The organism is Leptolyngbya iicbica LK, assembly GCF_004212215.1.
Taxonomy (GTDB): domain Bacteria; phylum Cyanobacteriota; class Cyanobacteriia; order Phormidesmidales; family Phormidesmidaceae; genus Halomicronema; species Halomicronema iicbica.
Genome location: NZ_QVFV01000003.1, coordinates 410,459 through 429,711, shown reverse-complemented (window position 1 = coordinate 429,711; position 19,253 = coordinate 410,459). Strand labels below are relative to the sequence as shown.

16 protein-coding genes are annotated in these 19,253 nt (G+C 54.1%); 5 read left to right on the top strand and 11 right to left on the bottom strand.

Going from position 1 to position 19,253, the window contains the following annotated elements; all coding sequences use genetic code 11:
• Window positions 1–80: 80 nt before the first annotated feature.
• Complete coding sequence (gene tpiA / locus DYY88_RS15695) at window positions 81–806, top strand: triose-phosphate isomerase (RefSeq protein WP_039724861.1); 726 nt, start codon at window positions 81–83, stop codon at window positions 804–806.
• A gap of 87 nt (window positions 807–893) precedes the next feature.
• Here tpiA and DYY88_RS15690 read toward each other — a convergent pair whose 3' ends face one another.
• From DYY88_RS15690 to ilvD, 3 genes are all read right to left on the bottom strand, one after another.
• Entirely contained in the window at window positions 894–1,778 is an 885-nt protein-coding gene (locus DYY88_RS15690; protein ID WP_039724862.1) for a hypothetical protein, read from the bottom strand.
• A 64-nt stretch (window positions 1,779–1,842) separates the two neighbouring features.
• On the bottom strand, window positions 1,843–2,673 hold the full coding sequence (locus DYY88_RS24515) for a hypothetical protein (RefSeq protein ID WP_201278893.1): 831 nt from the start codon (window positions 2,671–2,673) through the stop codon (window positions 1,843–1,845).
• A gap of 323 nt (window positions 2,674–2,996) precedes the next feature.
• The gene (gene ilvD, locus DYY88_RS15680; RefSeq protein WP_039724863.1) at window positions 2,997–4,685 is read right to left on the bottom strand and encodes a dihydroxy-acid dehydratase; all 1,689 of its coding nucleotides are present in this window, start codon (window positions 4,683–4,685) and stop codon (window positions 2,997–2,999) included.
• A 643-nt stretch (window positions 4,686–5,328) separates the two neighbouring features.
• Between ilvD and DYY88_RS15675 the strand changes: the two genes are divergently transcribed.
• Window positions 5,329–6,168 carry a pentapeptide repeat-containing protein gene (locus DYY88_RS15675; RefSeq protein WP_039724864.1) on the top strand — a complete coding sequence of 280 codons (840 nt, stop codon included), beginning with the start codon at window positions 5,329–5,331 and terminating at the stop codon, window positions 6,166–6,168.
• Here the strand turns inward: DYY88_RS15675 and DYY88_RS15670 are convergent.
• Window positions 6,107–7,927 carry an alpha/beta hydrolase gene (locus DYY88_RS15670; RefSeq protein WP_052288167.1) on the bottom strand — a complete coding sequence of 607 codons (1,821 nt, stop codon included), beginning with the start codon at window positions 7,925–7,927 and terminating at the stop codon, window positions 6,107–6,109. The genes DYY88_RS15675 and DYY88_RS15670 overlap by 62 nt on opposite strands.
• Before the next feature lie 295 nt (window positions 7,928–8,222).
• Here DYY88_RS15670 and DYY88_RS15665 point away from each other — a divergent pair, with 295 nt between their 5' ends.
• Window positions 8,223–8,711 (top strand): SLOG cluster 4 domain-containing protein, encoded by a 489-nt coding sequence (locus DYY88_RS15665; RefSeq protein WP_039724865.1) that lies wholly within the window; start codon window positions 8,223–8,225, stop codon window positions 8,709–8,711.
• A 357-nt stretch (window positions 8,712–9,068) separates the two neighbouring features.
• Entirely contained in the window at window positions 9,069–9,347 is a 279-nt protein-coding gene (locus DYY88_RS15660) for a DUF7219 family protein (RefSeq protein ID WP_039724866.1), read from the top strand.
• A 199-nt stretch (window positions 9,348–9,546) separates the two neighbouring features.
• Here the strand turns inward: DYY88_RS15660 and DYY88_RS15655 are convergent, their stop codons facing one another.
• The 6 genes from DYY88_RS15655 to alr form a co-directional block, all read right to left on the bottom strand.
• Window positions 9,547–11,310: an alpha/beta hydrolase gene (locus DYY88_RS15655; protein WP_052288168.1), complete on the bottom strand. Its 1,764-nt coding sequence runs from the start codon at window positions 11,308–11,310 to the stop codon at window positions 9,547–9,549.
• 96 nt (window positions 11,311–11,406) lie between these two features.
• Window positions 11,407–11,895 carry a low molecular weight protein-tyrosine-phosphatase gene (locus tag DYY88_RS15650; protein ID WP_039724867.1) on the bottom strand — a complete coding sequence of 163 codons (489 nt, stop codon included), beginning with the start codon at window positions 11,893–11,895 and terminating at the stop codon, window positions 11,407–11,409.
• Window positions 11,896–12,027: 132 nt separating this feature from the next.
• Window positions 12,028–12,378: a YbaB/EbfC family nucleoid-associated protein gene (locus DYY88_RS15645; RefSeq protein WP_039724868.1), complete on the bottom strand. Its 351-nt coding sequence runs from the start codon at window positions 12,376–12,378 to the stop codon at window positions 12,028–12,030.
• Window positions 12,379–12,563: 185 nt separating this feature from the next.
• A complete protein-coding gene (locus DYY88_RS15640; RefSeq protein WP_063776146.1) occupies window positions 12,564–13,403 on the bottom strand; it encodes a peroxiredoxin-like family protein in 840 nt (279 codons plus the stop codon).
• A gap of 142 nt (window positions 13,404–13,545) precedes the next feature.
• On the bottom strand, window positions 13,546–14,307 hold the full coding sequence (locus DYY88_RS15635; protein ID WP_052288169.1) for a class I SAM-dependent methyltransferase: 762 nt from the start codon (window positions 14,305–14,307) through the stop codon (window positions 13,546–13,548).
• A 241-nt stretch (window positions 14,308–14,548) separates the two neighbouring features.
• Window positions 14,549–15,766 (bottom strand): alanine racemase, encoded by a 1,218-nt coding sequence (gene alr, locus DYY88_RS15630; protein ID WP_039724869.1) that lies wholly within the window; start codon window positions 15,764–15,766, stop codon window positions 14,549–14,551.
• A gap of 863 nt (window positions 15,767–16,629) precedes the next feature.
• On the opposite strand from alr, the gene DYY88_RS15625 reads away from it, so the two are divergent.
• Window positions 16,630–18,234 carry an NAD(P)H-quinone oxidoreductase subunit 4 gene (locus tag DYY88_RS15625; RefSeq protein ID WP_039724870.1) on the top strand — a complete coding sequence of 535 codons (1,605 nt, stop codon included), beginning with the start codon at window positions 16,630–16,632 and terminating at the stop codon, window positions 18,232–18,234.
• A gap of 311 nt (window positions 18,235–18,545) precedes the next feature.
• Here the strand turns inward: DYY88_RS15625 and DYY88_RS15620 are convergent, their stop codons facing one another.
• Entirely contained in the window at window positions 18,546–19,160 is a 615-nt protein-coding gene (locus DYY88_RS15620) for a precorrin-8X methylmutase (protein ID WP_367889299.1), read from the bottom strand.
• Window positions 19,161–19,253: the final 93 nt, after the last annotated feature.

Sequence of the window (19,253 nt, the reverse complement as noted above, 5' to 3'; positions counted from 1 at the left end):
TCGGTATTTGATTCAGGCCACCTTTTCCTAGTAGGATGCAGTGATGCGAAATGCTGTAAAGAACGTGAGTTAGACGACCTGTGCGTAAGATTGTCATTGCTGGAAACTGGAAAATGCACAAAACTCAGGGGGACGCGCTGGCGTTTCTCCAAGAGTTTTTGAACTACTTGACAGAGACCCCCGACGATCGCGAAGCGGTACTCTGTGTCCCCTTCACCGCGCTGGGTACCCTCTCCAAAAATCTCCACGGCAGCTTGATCAAATTGGGGGCGCAGAATATCCACTGGGCGGATGAAGGCGCGTTCACGGGGGAAATCTCCGGCGATATGCTCAGCGAATTGGGCGTGCGCTACGTCATCGTTGGTCACAGCGAACGCCGACAGTATTTTGGCGAAACGGACGAAACCGTGAACCAGCGCTTACTCGCTGCTCAGCGCCACGGGTTGACGCCGATTCTCTGTGTGGGTGAAACCAAGGAACAGCGCGATGCGGGCGAAACTGACAGCATCATTGCCGCACAAATCAGCAAAGACTTGGTCGATGTGGATCAGAGCAACTTGGTGATTGCTTACGAACCGATTTGGGCGATCGGCACGGGTGATACCTGCGAAGCCACCGACGCGAATAAGGTGATCGGGGCCATCCGCGCGCAACTGACCAATCAGGATGTGCCCATCCAGTACGGTGGGTCAGTGAAGCCGGGCAACATTGACGAAATCATGGCCCAGTCGGAAATCGACGGCGTACTCGTCGGCGGTGCGAGCCTGCAGGCGGAAGGCTTTGCGCGCATCGTCAACTTCCAGTAGGACAAAGAATTTTGGGCGCGATCGCTGTTCTCATCCCATTTGAGAACAGCGATCGCGTTAACTGGGTCTGTCCATGCTTGACGGTGACTACAGTTCCGCTACGGCGCGTTCAATTAGGCGACGGGCCAGGGTTTGCACGCCAGTGTGTTCGTAATAGTGAACGGACACATCCAAAAAGGCTCCCAAATAGTCGAGCTTGGATTTGGAACCTTCCATGAAGCCCGCCAGCTTGTCTACCAAGCCGCTCTGGGTGATGCCCTTGTCGCTGACAAAGTTATCCATCCAGCCCTGAGTTGACTCAAAGCTTTCCGTAATGAAAGAGAGCTTGCCCTTGGCATCCTTGCCCGGAATTTCTTTCTTCACGCCTTTGAAGGTGTTATTTTTCTCCAGTTCGTCTGGCCCTAGATTTTTGATGGCGTTAAGGGCTTTGGCGCTGAAATCGGCCCCCAGGGGAATCACCCCATCAAAGGACACCAGAGCCGCCATGCGCATCAGCGACTCACTGCTGTAGTCACCCAGGGCGGAGAGAAAATCGCCCAGACTATCGCCGGGAATACCGTTGATGTGGCAAAAGGCGACAACTTCGGTGACCAGCTTCACTGAGAGGTCAATGGTCTGCGCTTTTTCGGGTTTGGGAGTGATGTTTTTGAGAAAGCCGAGAAAGGTATCCTGACCAATGCGGTTGGCGAGGGCGGCGGTACCCAACATGCCTGACGCCGAATCGACAGTTTCATACAGCCACAGGGCTCGTTGGTAGCCCTGAGATTTGTCGTTGAAGAGGGCGATCGCTCGTTCGCCAATGGCCTGCACCATCGCCTCGTCGTTTTCCCCGGTGATGGTTTTGATGGTGTGGTCAAAGCCCACCAGGTTATTCCACTGTCCGGGCACAAAGGTATCCAGCGTCTTCAAGGCGCGCACGGTCAGCCCGCCGGTCGGTAGCTTATCTACTTTTTCGTAAATTTTGACGCTCATGGGGCGCTCCTAAAAATCAGGGGTCAATATTGCTGAGATGGATCGAACTGGCGTGATTGGTGGCTTAGCTGGCGGGGGTGGGCACTAAAAACGGTGAGGTTTCCAGGGTCGAGTTTGGCCCACTTTCCGGTGTGGCGGTCGCTGGAGCCGATGAGTCAGCTGATTCCGCTGTGGCAGCTTCATCGGGGGCTGATGACTCTGATGTGGTGCTAGGTTGAGCCGCAGCGGGAGTGGATTTTGTGACGGGTGCGCTCTGCGCTTTTGAAGAGGGCGAAGTTGCCGAGTTTGTCGTCTCGGTTGACTTGAGGGTGGGGGCTGATTGAGCTGCAGCTTTCTGGGCAGCTTTCTCCTGCTTTTTTTGCACGCGGCGATAGGCTTTCGTGTTGGCTTCCAGCTCCGCCAGGCTGTCGAGGTCAAATTTTTCGAGCCAGGTGGCGCGATCGCTGGCGGTAAAGCTGTCACTACGAGAGAGCACCTTGACCTGATAGCGACCATTTACCAAGAGTCCTGTGGCTGTGTTGCCCTGCTGTACTACGGGATAGCCCGCCAACGACTCGGTGGCATCTTCATACTTTTGGGCGGCCGCGGGCAGGCTGATGGTGTCATTAATCGTCAGCATCGCCAGGGTTTCACCGTCGCGCTTGAGTTTGTATTCCGCAAATCCCTGCTTTTCCTGCGAAGGTACGACCTTGAAGTCACCTTCTGAGGCCGGAAAAAATTGGTTGAATTTACCACCCTGCTCAGCGCCCTTTTCGACCGCGGCGGGGGCATTAAACCCCGTCGTGTCCTCTTGTACCTGATCGTATTTGGAGGGAGCAGAGCTACAGGCGGTGACTGTCAGCACTGTCACCAACATCAGTGGCAAAAAGGGTCGAAACCAACGAGAAAGAGTCATGGGGCATCCTCATGTGTGACGGGGCGGCCAGTGCGTACAGGTAGCGCAGCCAACACTGGACCTATTGCATTGTCGCGGATGAAGGGCCGAGCACTCAGCATCTTGCGATAGAAATTTGCAGTTGAGTCAACCTAAAAGCACAGAAAACCGCCATCAGGTCAGGTGGCGCTCAGTGGCCGCATCGACTGCGGTAACAGCCTTCCGTTTACTCGAATCATTCCAGATTGCCAAAAAAAGCCCGAGCCGCATTACAGCTCGGGCGCAAAGGATTGCCGTTGGCTTGAGAGGGACGCGATCGCGCCCGTCCCCCCTGGAGTCGGTCCTTACTCAAACAAATCGAGATCTGTGACGGCACCGCGACTGCTGGAGGAAACCAGCTTGGCGTATTTACCTAAAATGCCGCGAGTGTAGTTAGGCTTACGCGGCTGCCAAGCGGCTCGCCGCTGCGCCAGTTCTTCGTCGGAGATGTTGAGCTGTAGCAGGTTGTGGTCGGCGTCGATGGTGATGGAGTCGCCCTCTTGCACCAGGGCGATCGTCCCCCCCACCGCAGCTTCGGGGGCGACGTGACCCACAACCATGCCATACGTGCCACCCGAGAAGCGACCATCGGTGATCAAGCCCACGGAATCGCCCAGGCCAGCACCGATGATGGCCGAAGTCGGGGCCAACATTTCGCGCATACCGGGGCCGCCCTTCGGCCCTTCATAGCGCACGACGACGATGTCACCCGCCACGATTTGCTTATCGAGAATGGCCCGCAAGCATTCTTCTTCCGACTCAAACACGCGGGCGGGGCCAGTGATTTGCCGCTTTTTGATGCCCGTGAGTTTGGCCACAGCGCCCTCTGTTGCCAAGTTGCCTTTGAGGATGCCCAGGTGCCCTTGGGGATACATGGGATGGTCAAAGGTGCGAATCACGTCTTGATCGGCGCGGGGCTCTGCAGGAATATCGGCTAACAGTTCAGCCACGGTTTGCCCAGTAATGGTGAGGGCATCGCCGTGCAAGAGCCCTTTGCTCAGTAGCATTTTCATCACTTGCGGCACGCCGCCAGCCCGATGAAAATCGGTCGCTACGTAGCGGCCCGAGGGTTTGAGATCGCACAGCACAGGCACCTTGCGGCGAATCGTTTCAAAATCGTCAATGCTGAGGGGGACGCCGATCGCATTGGCGATCGCCAGCATATGCAGCACCGAGTTGGTGGAACCACCGACGGCCATAATGACCGACAGCGCATTTTCAAACGCCTTGCGGGTAAGAATCTGCCGGGGCAGAATTTGCTTGCGCACTGCTTCCACCAAAACTTGGGCCGACTTAGCGGTACTCTCCGCCTTTTCCTCATCTTCTGCTGCCATGGTGGAAGAGTACATCAAGCTCATGCCCAGGGCTTCAAATGCCGAGGACATGGTGTTTGCCGTGTACATGCCGCCACAAGAACCAGCCCCAGGACACGCATTACGTTCGACTCCCAGGAGCCGTTCTTCATCAATTTTGCCGGCGCTATATTCACCCACGGCTTCAAAGGCGCTCACGACCGTCAGATCTTCGCCCTCGTAGTGACCGGGTTTGATCGTGCCGCCATAGACAAAAATCGAAGGAATATTCAGCCGACACATCGCCAGCATCGCGCCCGGCATATTCTTATCGCAGCCCCCGATCGCGATGACGCCATCCATGCTCTGGCCATTGCACACCGTTTCAATGGAGTCGGCGATCACCTCGCGAGAAACGAGGGAATACTTCATGCCCTCCGTCCCCATGGAAATGCCGTCGCTGATGGTGATAGTGCCAAAGATTTGGGGCATGCCGCCGGCTTCACGCACCCCTGCTTCGGCGCGCTCGGCGAGATCGCCAATGCCCATATTGCAAGGGGTGATCGTGCTGTAGCCATTGGCTACGCCGATGATGGGCTTGGTAAAGTCATTGTCGCCAAATCCCACCGCCCGCAACATTGCTCGGTTGGGCGTGCGCTGTACCCCTTGGGTAACGACCTGACTTCTACGGTTATCTGACATGACTACCTTGTCCGCCTGTACTGAAAAATGCTCCCTAATCCTATCGAATTCACCTGGATTCCCAGCATAGACTCGATCATTGACCCATCATAAAAATGCTGATTTTATCGGGATTCAACTAGCCTCGCCAGGGCTTTCAACAAGGCGCATCGGGGGTCGAGAAAATGGGTCTAAACGTTGCCTAAAAAGGATCGACTACTGTTGCTGGCGATCGCTAAGTAAGGTCTTGCGAGCCCCAAAATAGGCAGGGTAGAAGACTTTAAATCAGTGACCTCCCCGATATTTGATGCCTGCAATCAGCAAAGTTCTGTGAAGTTGTGGGGCAGATTTCCGCCGAGTGCAGAGACCCATAAGGGCATGAGGAAACTGCGGATAATGCCGGAGCGATCGCCTTGTCCCCCTCGGCAGCAACCTATCCCAGAGCCCTCTACAATTTGTCTTGAGAATGCGGCCAATCCCTGAAATCGCGTTAAGATGAGCCCACTATTATGGAGCGCTGCGATCGTCTGCCCAGCCCCGTCTCCTAAGCATGATTGTTGCCGCTGTGCGAGAGCCACAGTCCCTATTTTCAAGGTGTGTCATTGCTCAGAAACTTCATCAACGAGACAATAGCAATAAGTTCCTGAATTAAGGTTTCGATTACATGGATGCGAATGAAATCATCACCCGATACGCCGCAGGAGAAAGAGATTTTCGGGGCTTAGACTTGAGGGGCGTCAATCTCGCGAATGAAAACCTACGAGATGTTAATTTGCGTCAAGCGACATTGAATGACGCTAATTTGTCGGGGTGCGACTTAAAAGGGGCCAATTTTCGCGAAGCCAAGCTTGAGAAGGTCAACTTGCAAGGGGCTCATCTTGAACTTGCGAATTTGATTGGGGCCGATTTGGCCCATGCCAATTTGACGGAAGCCAATCTGAACGAAGCGGGCATCCGGGGCACCAATCTGACTAAGGCCATTCTCAACAAGGCGAATATTCAGGATGCCAACTTAAATGAAGCGGTTTTGGATGAAGCCCACCTGCGGGAAGCCAATTTGTCCCATTCTGCGCTCAATCGCTGTCATTTGATTGAAGCGGATCTCACCCTGGCAAAGTTGGAGGGGGCAAGTTTTGCGAATGCCATGCTGACGGGGGCGATTTTAACTGGGGCTAATCTGGCGGCGGCTTCACTCAGTGGTGCGAACCTTGACAATGCGGATCTGGGCGGTGCCGACCTGAGCCGCGCTAAGTTGCAGGGCAGTACGCTGGTCAATGCTCATCTGGTGCAAGCAAACTTACGCGGGGCCAATTTGAGTTGGAGCTCACTGCGTGGCGCGGAGTTGCGGGGGGCGACGTTTTATCGGGCTAAGTTGAGCTGGTCAAACTTGAGCGGTGCTGATTTAAAGGAAGCCGTGATGATCAGCGCCAGTATGGACTACGTTAATTTGCGGAATGCGGTGCTGACGGGGGCGATTCTGCCGGACGGTCGGACGCACGAGTAAACGGCGACTGGTTAGCCATGGGAAATGGGCCGTGGGGACGGGGCGCAATGCGGGCCGCCAGATCGAGCGGCTGAATGGGAGCCTGGGCGACCGTATTACGGCGCAAATTGGCGAGGCGATATTGCGCGTCAATAAGTTCTAAATGCATTAATGAGGCAATACCTTTGAAGGTTGGGGTGAGTCGCCGGGCCAGGCGATCGCGGTTGGTAAGCCAACGATCGACCCGGGCGGGCAGGCGATCGCTAAACCGCAGGGGTAAGTCAGAGGTGGAGAACTGGGCCGCATACTCAGCACTTAAAAAGGGTCGATAGGTGGTGGCCTGGGGCGTCTGTTGCATGGCAAAGCTGAGCACGACGCCTTTCATGTAAGTGCGCAGAGCTGTCGTTTCGGTGGGGGGATGCTCCGGCATTAACGGCACTTGGGTGAGCGCGGGATTGATATTTTCCGGATCGCCAACGCTGAGATGAGTACCGCCAATGATTGCTACGAGCGATCGCGGCCCCGCTAATTGATTAAAGGAGCGTAATTGTTGATCAGAGACTGACGCGATGCCATCACTGGTACTTGTGACAAACAAGGTGGGCAGTTTTACCGTATGTAAGCCCGTATCGCCAAACAGTTGCCCCGCCAGCGGATTCATCAACACGAGTTGCGTAATGCGCGGGTCAGCCAAGCTCTCTGGCGGAAATTGCGCCTCCGTCGCCGCACATTGAAACCATTCAGCCGGTGAAGAGGCTCCCACTTCTAACCCGGCACAAAAATCAGCCAGGGCAATGGGATCGACCTTGCCCCCCGCTAATACCAGGCCGGTATAGCCCCCTAAGGAGTGGCCAATCAACGTGATCGAATCCATGCGGAGGTGATCGCGCAGAAAAAAGGAATGCTCATGCAGATCCGCTAAGCGATCGAGAATGAAGCTGACATCTCGGGGACGCTCGACAAATTCCTCGGGCGATAAGATGGCCCCGTCGGATTGAATCAAGGCATCCACATTACTGCCCGGATGCTCTAGCGCCACCACGGTTAACCCGTAGGAGGCCAGGTGTTCGGCCAGATATCGCAGAAAGTTGCGATCAGCCCCCAACCCATGGGAGAGCACAATCATCGGCCCGGTTGTGTGCTCCGACCAATATAAATCAACGGGCACGATGCGATCGCGCTCATGATCTCGAAAGGCGACCGCCCAGCGCTGAGGAACATGGGGGCCAGGCTGGGCGGGCACCAGTTCACTGGTCAGGGCTGAGCCCCCGCCTGAGAGCAGCTCGCGATCCAGAATGCGACTCAGGGCGGTTTGTTCTAGCTGTGACACCCCCAACTGCGCAAGCAATCGCATGAGGGCGATGCCGTCTAATGTCAAGGTGTCATCAGGCAAAGACTCTAGCAGGGTCACTGCCGTCACGCCTTCAGGATGCGCCTCTGCTGTTTGCAGGGCTGTTTGTATCATTGCGGGCGTGAGGTCGGGGGCAATTTGCGCCAGAGCCGTGACAAAAGGTCGCCCTTTGCTGGTGCCGATGAGGTCTGCTAAAAAGCGATCGCGCAGCGTCGGTTCGACATTCAGGCGACGCTGGAGTGATTGCTGTACTGCTGGCGTCAGTAAGGGGCGCCACGGCTCTAACGGAGGGGCAACCTGGCCGGTCTGGGCAAACGTTGCCAGATCATCGACCGTGACTCGCGTTTGCACGGGGCCAAATTGGACATGAATGTCGCTCGCGGCTGGGCTCGGTAAAGCGGTGAAGGCGATCGCTCCACTACTCAGCACTCCCAAACGGCAATACCAACTGCAAGATCGGGCTAGCTGCCATATCGTTTTGAGGAAGCCTGGACGCATCTAAACTAACGCTATGAATCGAGCCAATGCCCATCACAAGGACAGGGTTAATCTAATCTAATAGATGTCAGCGGGGTTTGAGAGGAGGGCGAATGTCAAATTTTGTTGCCAGCCAAAAATACTCCCCAGTTGATGGTGTGGGGCGCTCACGTCTATCATTCCTGCGGCCCGGCATGAACCGGATGCGGGGATTAGGCTTGAGCGGATTGCTACCGCTAATGCTGACATGACCCACATTCTAATTGGCGTGATTGGGCCTGGTGAGACTGCCAGTGAGGCTGAAATGCAGACGGCTCATGCCTTAGGCGAGGCGATCGCCCAAGCTGGGTGGGGATTACTCACGGGGGGGCGAGCCGCCGGCGTCATGGCGGCTGCGAGTCAGGGAGCCCAAGCGGCGAATGGTCTGGTGGTGGGCATTTTGCCGGATGCCGACGTGACGCAGGCGGCGGCCGTGGATATTGCGATCGTCACTGGCATGGGTCAAGGCCGCAACGTCATCAATATTCTCTCCAGCCGTGTTGTGATTGCCTGTGGCCTCGGCCCCGGCACCCTGTCAGAAATGGCGCTGGCTCTGAAGCTAGGGAAGCCGCTGATTGTGCTTCAGCCTTCAGGTTGTCTGCTGGAAACGCTATCGGATCTATCTTCTACGCCGCTAGTGCCGGTTGCCACGATTGCCGAGGCGATCGCGGCAACCCGGCGCTACCTGGCGGAGTGAGGCATCGCTGCATTAGCAGTTAGAAGGCCGTTGCTCAGGTCGGCAAAGCCTCTAGCCGTGGGCCAAACTCTCAGCATAATGGGCAAACTCACTTGACAAAAATGAGCGAGGGTCTTGAATTAGAGTCAGCAACACCGTTAAGCCGCAGGTAATTTGAACCGCACTGATTTGTCCGTCAGTACTCTCAGTTCCGGCCACGACAGATCCTTGAGTCGATTCAACGGCTCCGTGAAATAGTCATCCTGGGCAGTTCTAGATAGGGTTGATTTGGGAAAGATCGAGAATGACCCTTTATCCTTAATCGTATAGACGTGTTTAACGGTTGGCTTTCTTCCGGCATTTACTTAGTGTTTTACCATGCCCAATAACAACGCCAAAGACGATTTTTTGACGCCTCGCAGTTCCTACTGGGGAAAACCGACGTTACCGAATTTGACCTTCAACTCAAATTTGCAAGAGTTTGCCCAACGGGTTTCGTTCATTTGCAATTTGGAAACTGGGGGCAAAATTCAGTCGGAGGAAGCCTATCAGGAAATTAAGCAGTTATGGAAACAGCTCAAGCTGTCCAAAAAGAATCTGCTGGATACCCCACCGCCAGAAATAACGCCGGAAGACTTGCCGGATGATGGTGACTAGGGCAACGTCAAACCTCAATTTACGGGTTAGTCGGGTGGTGTTGAGTGGGCGAGTCCCACAGCTTAGATAACCTGGTGGGTCGCACTGCGTTTTCCCGCGCTGCAGCGCCCGCGAATGTTTCACATTGACGGAGCAATCGCTCTAAATATTGCGCAAATCACCGTATGGGATTGAGCGATCGCGGCCTTACCGAGACGAGTTAGCGGCGCTGGCCTAAACTCCGGATGGGCTTGGGCGATTGCTGTGCTGGCCGCAGGTCAGTTAGTAAGTCATCGCCATTAATCGCTTGATCGAGTGCCTCAGCCCGCAGGTTGTCAATCAGGCTGAGGGGCGTGAGGGGCGATCGCATCACTGAGCTGTCGATGAATTGAGCGGTCAGGGCCGCATCATAACGGCTATCTTGCTGCAAATAGCGCAACATAAATACCAATGCCAGGGTTTGCAGATAATCTTTGGCCAATTCTGGGCTCGTGCCCAACAGCCCCTCTGGCACTGCAATCAAAGGTTCATTTGTCGGATCCCAGTCAATTACCGAAAAGTGGGTCGTGTCACTCGCCAAGACCAAGTAACGAGAGGGGGTTTGTAGCCAGGTAAAAGGCTCAATTTGTTCTGGTAGGGCGGGCGCAACGGTATCATCGGTGGCGCTGAAAATCATCGTCGGCACGCCGATGTTGCGATACCCTGACGGGCCAAAGATGTCTCGACCGACCGGATTCACGGCCAGCACTGCTCGGACGCGATCGTCCTTGAACCCCTGGGCCTCCTCCATGACCCCGGAGGCCTGGCACTGGAGCAACAGTGATGGATTCAGATAGTCGGGCTGCGGCTCGCAGGCTTGCAATAAGGTTTCGGGACTGTAGGTGGCTCCACCCAGGGCCAGGGCGGTGTATCCCCCAAATGAGTGGCCGATGACGCCGACATTGTTAGTGTTGAGGCGATCGCCTAAGTCAGGTCTAGTCTTGGCGAACTGCTCCAACTCGTTCAGCAGTTCAGACACATCAATCGGTCGGTTGGCAAATTCGTGATCGTCGATCAGTTCGGGCGAGAGACCAGATAATAGCTGAGCAATCTGCTGACTATTGCTACCGGGATGGTCTAGCGATGCCACCGCAAACCCCCGCTCAGCTAAAAAGTTGGCTAAATAGTCATAACTGGTACGACCGTCGCCTAAGCCATGCGAAATCACCACCACCGGAATCTCTTCTGGCAAGGGTTGTCCGGAAAGGCGAGGCTGTGGCAAAAATAACGTGGCTTCGACTTGCCTGGCCGGTAGCCGCATCAGTTCTTGTGTAACGTCAAAACGAGGCAGCTCAAATAGGAGTTGCTGGGTCGCCAAAACCTCCTCTGGTGAGGTTTGTTGGGCCGATTCTGCCGCTAGCGCATGTACCAGGGTAAACGCCCGCTCTGCATGATCTAGGGTGACGAATACTGATTCGGCGACGGATAAACCTTGGGCTAAATCAATCCGAATGCCCGGCGTCGGATATTTTTTCAAAAAGTTAAGAATCGACAACCCTTCCTTGTCATCGGCTGCCGCCAGGATCACCCCAGCGCGAATCGCCGAAAAGCCTGATTGACGGGCTGGGGTTTGAATAATGTTGCCCAAGAGTTCGAGCAAGGTTTTGCCCTGGGAGGTGTAGAGAAACTGGGATAAATCGACGTGGCTGAGCTCGGCTCGCTCGGTCAAAATATCTCGCAAAGCGGCTAAGTCAGAGTCCGTGAGTTCGGCATAACGGGCATAGGCAGCCAGTTGCGGACTCAAGTCCTGGCCCTGCGCAAACGCTTCTAAATCTTCGACCAGGATGCTGCGTTCAAGGGCACCGTAGCTGACGATGATGGTTTCAGCACTGTGAGCCGGTAAGGCGGTGGCACACCAGCCCAAGCCAGCGAGGGCGATCGCACTGCTGACTCGTGTGCCTATCGCTGCGCCAAGTTTTCGCCACCAATCGCCTACATCCACCATAGCTGTGCCAGATCGACGGTTAAAGTCTAAAATCTGCCCCCTGAACAGTAACTCTCCCGGTGAGGATGCCCAAATATCTAGGAACTCTTTTTACCTTTACACATCATTGGGAACTGTTTCCTGAAGTAATTCGTCTAAGAATCCTTCGCAAGCATCCATCAGTAAATCAATAACGTAACGAAATCCTTCGGCCCCGCCATAGTAGGGATCCGGCACTTCAGTATCGGTATGATGCCGGCAAAAATCGCAAATCTTTTTAACTTTATGGGTGTATTGGCCTTGGGGATCGAGCCGCAAAATGTCGCGATAGTTGTCATCGTCCATTGCTAAGATCCAGTCAAAGGCCTCAAAATCAGCTACTTGTAGCTGTCGGGCCTGCCCGACGAGATCGATGCCTTGTTGCCGAGCCGCTTGGGCCATCCGTCGATCCGGGGGACTGCCGATGTGATAGCTAGAAGTGCCCGCCGAGTCGCAGCTCACACGGTGAGTAAGGCCACGCGACTGGAGCAAATGATTCATGATGTTTTCTGCGGAGGGCGATCGACAAATATTCCCCAAGCAGACGAACAGCAGACGGGTGGTCATAATGCTTCTCGTAAATCGCAACTGAAATAGTTGTGCCGCCGAATGAGACACACTAAGCAACGCCCTCTAAAGCACTCAGGTTCCCAATGCTGGGGGTGAGCAAATTAGAGGGCTGCTGTATGGCTCGCGGCATTAGCCCAGGTTAGGCAGATTCAGGCCACCAGTCAGGGTTTCCATTCGCTCTCGCATGGTGTCGGTCGATTTTTGATAGGCATCCTTCATGGCTGCGCCGACCAAATCGGCCAATATTTCTGCGCCTTCATTTAAGGCTTCGGGAGCAATTTCGACCCGGCGAGGTTCTTGGTTGCCGCTGACAAAAACTTTCACCAGGCCGTCGCCTGCTTGCCCCTCGATTTCCATTTGTTCGAGGTCTTCTTGTAATTGCTTTGCGCCTTCTTGAATCTGCTGCGCTTTTTTGACTGCGTCAGCCAACTCCTTCATTTTGCCGATGCCTGGGATGCTAAATCCTTGTCCTTGAGACATGTTGAGTTCTCTCTCCTTTGACTGGGTGCAGTTTCAAATTCTTCGATTCTACTCTACTGTGCTTTTTCGCATTCAGCCCGTGAGGAAAACCGCCTCGACAGCCCTTGTCTGATTACGTCGGTCAGGGTTTGCCAGTGGCCAGGCAGACAACGAAGTGGAAAAAATCTATCCAGCGCGATCGCTCCTTAACTGATGGATGAAGGGAGATCGTTGCTCGGCTGAGTGGGGTCAGTGGCGGCGGGGGCAGTTGTGGCGGTCTCGTCCCATAAAAAGCTGAGGGGATTACTCATATTTTCGGCAAAGCCCAGAATGCCGCGATCGCGATATTCATACAGCAACTCGCCCGCTTGATTGAATAAGAAGGTGCCGCCGCGTTGCGTCATGTATTGGGCATCGGGTACATAGGTTGACCAGTGGCTCAGCACCTCCGTCATGTTGCGCAGCCGTAAGGTCGCCAACTCAAACGGTCGCTGAAAGCCGCTACCGCCCGCCCAGCGAAAAAACGAGCCTTTCATAGTTGGCAGCGGCGTATCCTCGATCGTTTCTTCATCACCGATGAGCTGGGGCGCGGTGCGATCGCCCGTGTAGCCGCGCAACACTTCGCGCAAGGTGCCCGGACTCGCAATTCCCGCACACATCAGCATTAAATTTACCCAGGCGGCTTGGCTGGGGCGCAAGATGGGCCAGTCAATGGTTAATCCAGAATACAGGTCTAGTTGGCGATGTAGGTCGGCGCTGGGGTCGACCCACAGACAGTCCGCCGGGAATTGGGTAAACTCGGCAAACTTTTGTCCCGAGGCGCGATCGCCAATCCCTACCGCGCGGACGTCAATATGTTCTGCCCGCAGCCGCTCCCAGTCGCGCATTACCCACCAGGCATATTCCAAACTATCGAAATCTCCCAACTGTGGCCAAATCAACACAAGGGTTCGTTCTGCCGTGCGCTCCCCAGTTAAGACTGGCGTCTGAGCGCCATCGCTCACGCGCTCACGGGCCGTTGTTCGCAAAATGTCGTAGACCGTCATCGGCACTGCTGAAGAAAAACTACAAGGGCTGAGGGCGATCTCGATCTCCTCTTGATGGACTGCAAGTCAGACTTTTTTGACCACCAATTGCCCATTCAGTCTGACATAGTCGTTAGTGCTTTTCTACAGATGTTGCACTCGCTTACAGGCCGTCAGGTTTACGCGCCACAAAGTAGTAGTTCTGACAGATGAAGGGCAGCAATTGTCCCAAAACTTGATCCAGTTGGTTGTACCAGGTGGCGGCGATCGGTCCCCAGTGTGGGTGGCTAGCCAGCCTGGTTTGCCAAATATTGCGAGGCAGCAGGGCATAGCGCCCCCAGCATTGCAACTGCAGCGGTGTCGCCCCGACCAAGGCATGGATGTCTTGGGTATTAAATAGATAAGGATGAGAAAATCGTTGGGTGCGGCGCGCGAGAAATTCGATCCAGCTATGGCGATTTGGAAAGTGGTAGCAAATGAAGTATCCACCCGGTTTCAAAATGCGATGAATTTCTTTCAGGCTGGCCAACTCATCGCCTCCGGTTTCTCGCACATGCTCTAAAACGCCGACAGAAACGACGACATCAAAGGTGGCATCGGCAAACGGGATCGCGATCGGGTGCTCTGGACTTCCTGGCTGATAACGGTATTCTGACTGGTTAAACTCCTGACAAAACGGCGGCCCATCACTAAAGCCAAAGCCGCTAGCAGCATAGCCCGATCGCACTAAGTAGTAGGAGAAATGCCCCGAACCTGTGCCCCAATCCAGCACTTTTGCGCCCGGGGGGGCATACTGCGCCATCAATTCGTATAGCTTTATATATTGATAGGCGCTGATATAAGTCGTGAATTGCAGCGATTGATGACTTTGTTCAGCGCGGGCAACCAGCTCGTGCAGGATTTGGCGTGGACTAACTGGCGACATTGGGAACAGTGGGAAGTGAGAGATCAATAATCATGGCACTGAAGCAGGGAACACGATCGCTCCCTGCCGCTAAGTTTGCCACAGTATTGAGCCATCCTCTCTCATCAAGCTTCAGCCGCGATCCCACCACGCATCTTGATATGTACCAGCATGAAAGTACCTACGCTGAATAGTGGATTTCCTTGAAAGCTCATCCACTTCTCACACGGACTGTTCCGCTCTTACTGATCCCTGATGCCGGCTAAGCGCGATCGCGCCACTCTCGCGACTCCGAGGACAACAATGATGACATCGAGGAGGGGGCTGTGGTGATCCGAGGCAGACGGTGCTTAAAGCCACACAAAATCTCCCAGGAAATTGTATTGGTGAGCATGGCCCAGTGATCGGCTCCAATGTGGTGCTCACCATCTTGTCCCAACAAAGTCACCACACTCCCTTCTTGCAGATGTGGAATGTGGGTCACGTCAATCATCAACTGATCCATCGTAATGTTGCCGATTTGGGGCGCGTGTTGTCCTTGTACCAGTACCTCCATGCGATTTGACAAGGCCCGGGGCACACCGTCGGCATAGCCAATGCCCACCACTGCGATCTGCATGGGACGCTCGGCGACAAAGGTATGACCATAGCTGACCCCAGTGCCCGGTTGAATTTCTTTAATGTGGGTGATGCGGGCTTTGACTTGCAATACTGGGCGCAGCGCCAACTTCGAACTCAGATGAGCCGCTGGATACAGTCCATAAAGGGCAAGGCCCGCCCGCACCATGTCATAGTGCAATGCCGGATCGGTCAAAGTCGCGGCAGAGTTAGCGAGATGACGCTTGGGTAGGGTGATATTTTGCGCGGCCACCTGAGCTAAGACGGCTTCATAGCGTTGGTGCTGCTGGCACATGACCGTCGGGTCAGGATCGTCAGCCGTAGCCAGGTGCGAATAAACGCTGTGAATGTTCAATTGCGGCAAGCGCTGGACAAATTGCACAAATTCGGTTGCTTGTTGCCAGGGAAACCCTAGTCGCGACATGCCGGTGTCGATTTTGAGATGGACTGGCAGCGTGCCGGTACTGCCCTGTCCCAGCGCTTCTGAAAAGACGAGAGCTTGTTTAGGTGATACAAGGGTGGGCTGTAGTCGCCAACGCGCGATCGCGGCCACCTCTTCAGGACTGTTGATGGCCCCCATGATCATGATGGGCGCGGTGATGCCAGCTTCTCGTAGCTCGACGCCCTCGGGGACCGTGGCGACACCCAGCCACCTTGCCCCTGCTGCCAACGCCGCGTCGGCGATCGCGATCGCCCCATGGCCATAAGCATCGGCTTTAACCACCGCCATCAATGTGGTTTTCGCCCCAATGTGTTGAGTTAACTGACGCACATTATGTTGCAGCGCTTCCAAATCAATCTCGACCCAGGCCCGACATTGTCGAATGGTCGCCAAGGCAGGCGTTTTGTCCCAACTCAACATGACATCACTCCTTTGACCACACCATAAGTTGAGCCAATTGTGCATCAAGTTGGCCTCAGCACCAACTGTGCGCAGACATTTTCCCCGCCCCAGAATGGCCTAGCCTTTTACCCGGATCACCTTGCAGCCAACCTATGTGGCTGTACCTGCTACACCGAGGCATATCTGCTAATCGATTTGCTTGAATCTCAGACGAACAGCCAGTTGTCCTTTGCGAGAAATGGTCATCAAAGTATTGACTCATCCGTCAAATTGGCCAGCTACAAAAATATTTCCTGAAAAGAAAAAAATGGGCATTGGGACTTTGTGAATAACTCCGTCGGCTGCTCCAATGTTGAGCGGCTATATCGCATGCGAAAAATGACACCTAGCCAAAAGCGAAACGGCTGCGGCAAGCCGACTCACGCTGCTCAATTCGCTAACTGTCCGAGCATCAAGGGGACAAGTTAAATGGGCGTGATTGACATTTATTTACATAATATCGAGTGGTTAGTCACATTGATTTTGATCATGTATTCAAGAGGCTACGCTTGAAATCCTTTGCGAGCGCTTGATGTGGATATTTTTTTGACAATCTCCGTAAAACTTCCTTCGCAAAAGTTAATGAAGTTGCTTATACTAGGGCTATGCATTGGATGAGTAAAAATGCTCACCTTGAATTTCCCGGTTGGTTCGCCTAGTCATCGAGATTTTCAATAGTTTTGGAAATCACCTGCTGACACTCCTCCGACCTTTACTGTTTGGGTAAGGCCGCTGCGAAAATGAGACGATGCATTGCTCAGATGTATCCATCAGCCTTGAGCTAGACAACTCCTAAACCGGCGTTCTATGTGCACTTGTTCAGTAGAACTCACGTGAATGTCATGATTAGCGAGCAGTTTCCGTGGTTAACCACGATTGTCCTTTTTCCGTTTCTGGCAAGTTTGCCAATTCCATTCCTCCCCGGTAATGACAATAAAGTTGTAAGAAGCTACGCTTTGGCCGCAGGCCTGGCCGAGTTCGCCCTCATTCTCTTTACATTTGGCCGCTACTACTCTCTGCAAGACGCTGGCCTGCAACTCGTTGAGACTTACCAGTGGGTACCGCAAATCGGTCTGAACTGGACGGTTGCTGCCGATGGCCTCTCAATGCCCCTCGTGATTTTGAGTGGTCTCGTCACGACCCTCGCCATTCTCGCTTCTTGGAATATTTCGACTAAACCCCGCCTGTATTACTTCTTGCTGTTATTGATGTACAGCGCTCAGGTCGGGGTTTTTCTGTGTCAAGACATCCTGATGTTCTTCCTGATGTGGGAAGTTGAGTTGGTGCCGGTCTATCTGCTGATCTCGATCTGGGGTGGCAAAAAGCGCCGTTACGCAGCAACCAAATTTATTCTTTACACGGCGATCGGTTCCATCTTTATTTTGGTTTCGGCGCTGGCCATGGCTTTCTATGGCGACACAGTTAGCTTCAACTTTACTGACCTCGCCCTCAAGGAATATTCCTTGCCATTCCAGTTATTTGCCTATGCTGGTTTGATTGTGGCCTTTGGCGTGAAGCTGCCGATTTTCCCTTTTCACACTTGGTTGCCCGATGCTCACAGTGAGGCGCCTGCTGCGGTTTCGATGATTCTCGCGGGCGTGTTGTTGAAGATGGCTGGGTACGGCATCTTGCGCATGAATATCGAGATGCTGCCTGATGCCCACGTCTTTGTCGCGCCCTTCTTGGCGATTCTGGGTGTTGTAAACATTGTCTATGCTTCGCTGAATGCGTTTGGTCAAGACAACCTGAAGCGTCGTATGGCCTACTCCTCCATTGCACACATGGGTTTTGTGCTCATTGGTTTTGCCGCCTTCACCACCGTCGGTATTAGCGGTGCTGTGTTGCAAATGATTTCTCACGGTCTCATTGCGGCAGTGATGTTCTTCCTGTCTGGCGTGACTTACGAGCGGACTCACACGCTGGATATGACTGAACTGGGTGGCATGGCGCGCAAGATGCCGGCTGCATTCGCTTTCTTTACGGCTGCAGCGATGGCTTCCCTAGCGCTGCCTGGCATGAGCGGTTTTGTTAGCGAGATCGCGGTGTTCCTCGGGATGGCTACCAGCGACGCTTACACCCTGACGTTCAAGGTCAGCATCATTGTGCTCGCGGCGATTGGTGTTGTTCTTTCGCCGATTTATTTGCTCACCATGTTGCGTCGCATCTTCTACGGCGACACGGGTGAGGTAATCGAAAAGACGCCGCTGATGCTGGATATTCGTCCTCGTGAGTCTTTCATCGCTGCCTGCTTGCTGGTGCCGGTGATTGGGATTGGGTTGTATCCCAAGTTGGCAACTCAAACCTACGATGCGAAGACGGTTGCGGTGCTGGATCGAGTACAAGACACCATGGTGTTGATTGCTGACCAGCCGGATCAACCCATGTTTAGCGCGATCGCATCGCCTGAGCGTACGGCTTCCTTGGTGGCCCCGACGATTATTGAGTAAGTTTCGATACGGCTAATTCACTGAATCTAATGCAGATGCGGCGTGGCAATGCTACGCCGCTTTTTGTTGGCTGCTGTTTTTGAGCTCTATGGGAACGCGATCGCTCTGACCCGGTTGCTTCTCCCGAGTAGCTATGCGCTAATGCCTCTATCTGATTGGTTTACGCCGCTGAGCTAAACCCTGGGCCAAAGGTGTCATGAGATTTGCCCAGAACAATCTGTGCTGAACGGCGGACAGCTCCAACCGTTGCCAACCCGCTATTGCTTTGAATTGGGATGGTGTTCTTGCTGAGCCAGCCGTGCGGCTTCTGTCTACATCGCTTTGGGGGCTTTGCCATAGGCTTGCCAGGCTAGATCAATCAGTCCTGTCATAATCGCCACGGCCAAGACAGGGTTACCCTTTTGGCTATTAATGCTGATGTGAGGCACCATCGTATCTTGGAGTCGATCTTTCAGCACATCGACATCGAGGAAACCGGCTGGCGTTGCAATGATCAATGCCGGTCGCACCTGGTTATTTTCAACCAGGTCAACTAGAGACTCTAAAGCGGTTTGAGACTCACCCACAATAAAGATGCCTTCTGGGTAGCGCTGCGCCAGGGTCTCGATGCCCCAGGCCGTTTTACTTTTGCCCTTTTGCGGACGGGTCAGGGCATCCATGCTGCAATAGACCGGATTCACAAAAGTCTCTTGAATGGGGGGGGCAATGCCCACCTGCACCATCGGGACGTCGACCACAATGGTGGTGCGCGCAGCCAATGCGGCGGCTCCTGAGGTCAGAGCGTGTTCTGAAAAGCGAATGAGTGAGGCGAATTCAAAGTCGGCAGTGGCATAGATCACGCGACGCACGAGTTCATATTCTGACGGAGTAAACATGTGATCGCCGATTTCGCGATCAATTACTCTCAAACTTTGAGCGTCACTCACATGCCATTCCATCGCTTTCTCCCAGCGTTTGCTGCCAGCTAGTGCCTCTAGTATAGGGGCTGGTGAAAAGGCGTAAACGCTTTAGATGTAAGT

Excerpts from the sequence above, each read along its gene's own strand:
- DYY88_RS15640 (WP_063776146.1), bottom strand. The coding sequence starts at position 13,403 with ATGACGGTCTACGACATTTTGCGAACAACGGCCCGTGAGCGCGTGAGC.
- DYY88_RS15665 (WP_039724865.1), top strand. The coding sequence starts at position 8,223 with ATGACCCACATTCTAATTGGCGTGATTGGGCCTGGTGAGACTGCCAGT.
- DYY88_RS15675 (WP_039724864.1), top strand. The coding sequence starts at position 5,329 with ATGGATGCGAATGAAATCATCACCCGATACGCCGCAGGAGAAAGAGAT.
- DYY88_RS15650 (WP_039724867.1), bottom strand. The coding sequence starts at position 11,895 with ATGACCACCCGTCTGCTGTTCGTCTGCTTGGGGAATATTTGTCGATCG.
- DYY88_RS15645 (WP_039724868.1), bottom strand. The coding sequence starts at position 12,378 with ATGTCTCAAGGACAAGGATTTAGCATCCCAGGCATCGGCAAAATGAAG.
- DYY88_RS15690 (WP_039724862.1), bottom strand. The coding sequence starts at position 1,778 with ATGAGCGTCAAAATTTACGAAAAAGTAGATAAGCTACCGACCGGCGGG.
- DYY88_RS15660 (WP_039724866.1), top strand. The coding sequence starts at position 9,069 with ATGCCCAATAACAACGCCAAAGACGATTTTTTGACGCCTCGCAGTTCC.
- alr (WP_039724869.1), bottom strand. The coding sequence starts at position 15,766 with ATGTTGAGTTGGGACAAAACGCCTGCCTTGGCGACCATTCGACAATGT.
- DYY88_RS15625 (WP_039724870.1), top strand. The coding sequence starts at position 16,630 with ATGATTAGCGAGCAGTTTCCGTGGTTAACCACGATTGTCCTTTTTCCG.
- DYY88_RS24515 (WP_201278893.1), bottom strand. The coding sequence starts at position 2,673 with ATGACTCTTTCTCGTTGGTTTCGACCCTTTTTGCCACTGATGTTGGTG.
- DYY88_RS15655 (WP_052288168.1), bottom strand. The coding sequence starts at position 11,310 with ATGGTGGATGTAGGCGATTGGTGGCGAAAACTTGGCGCAGCGATAGGC.
- ilvD (WP_039724863.1), bottom strand. The coding sequence starts at position 4,685 with ATGTCAGATAACCGTAGAAGTCAGGTCGTTACCCAAGGGGTACAGCGC.
- DYY88_RS15635 (WP_052288169.1), bottom strand. The coding sequence starts at position 14,307 with ATGTCGCCAGTTAGTCCACGCCAAATCCTGCACGAGCTGGTTGCCCGC.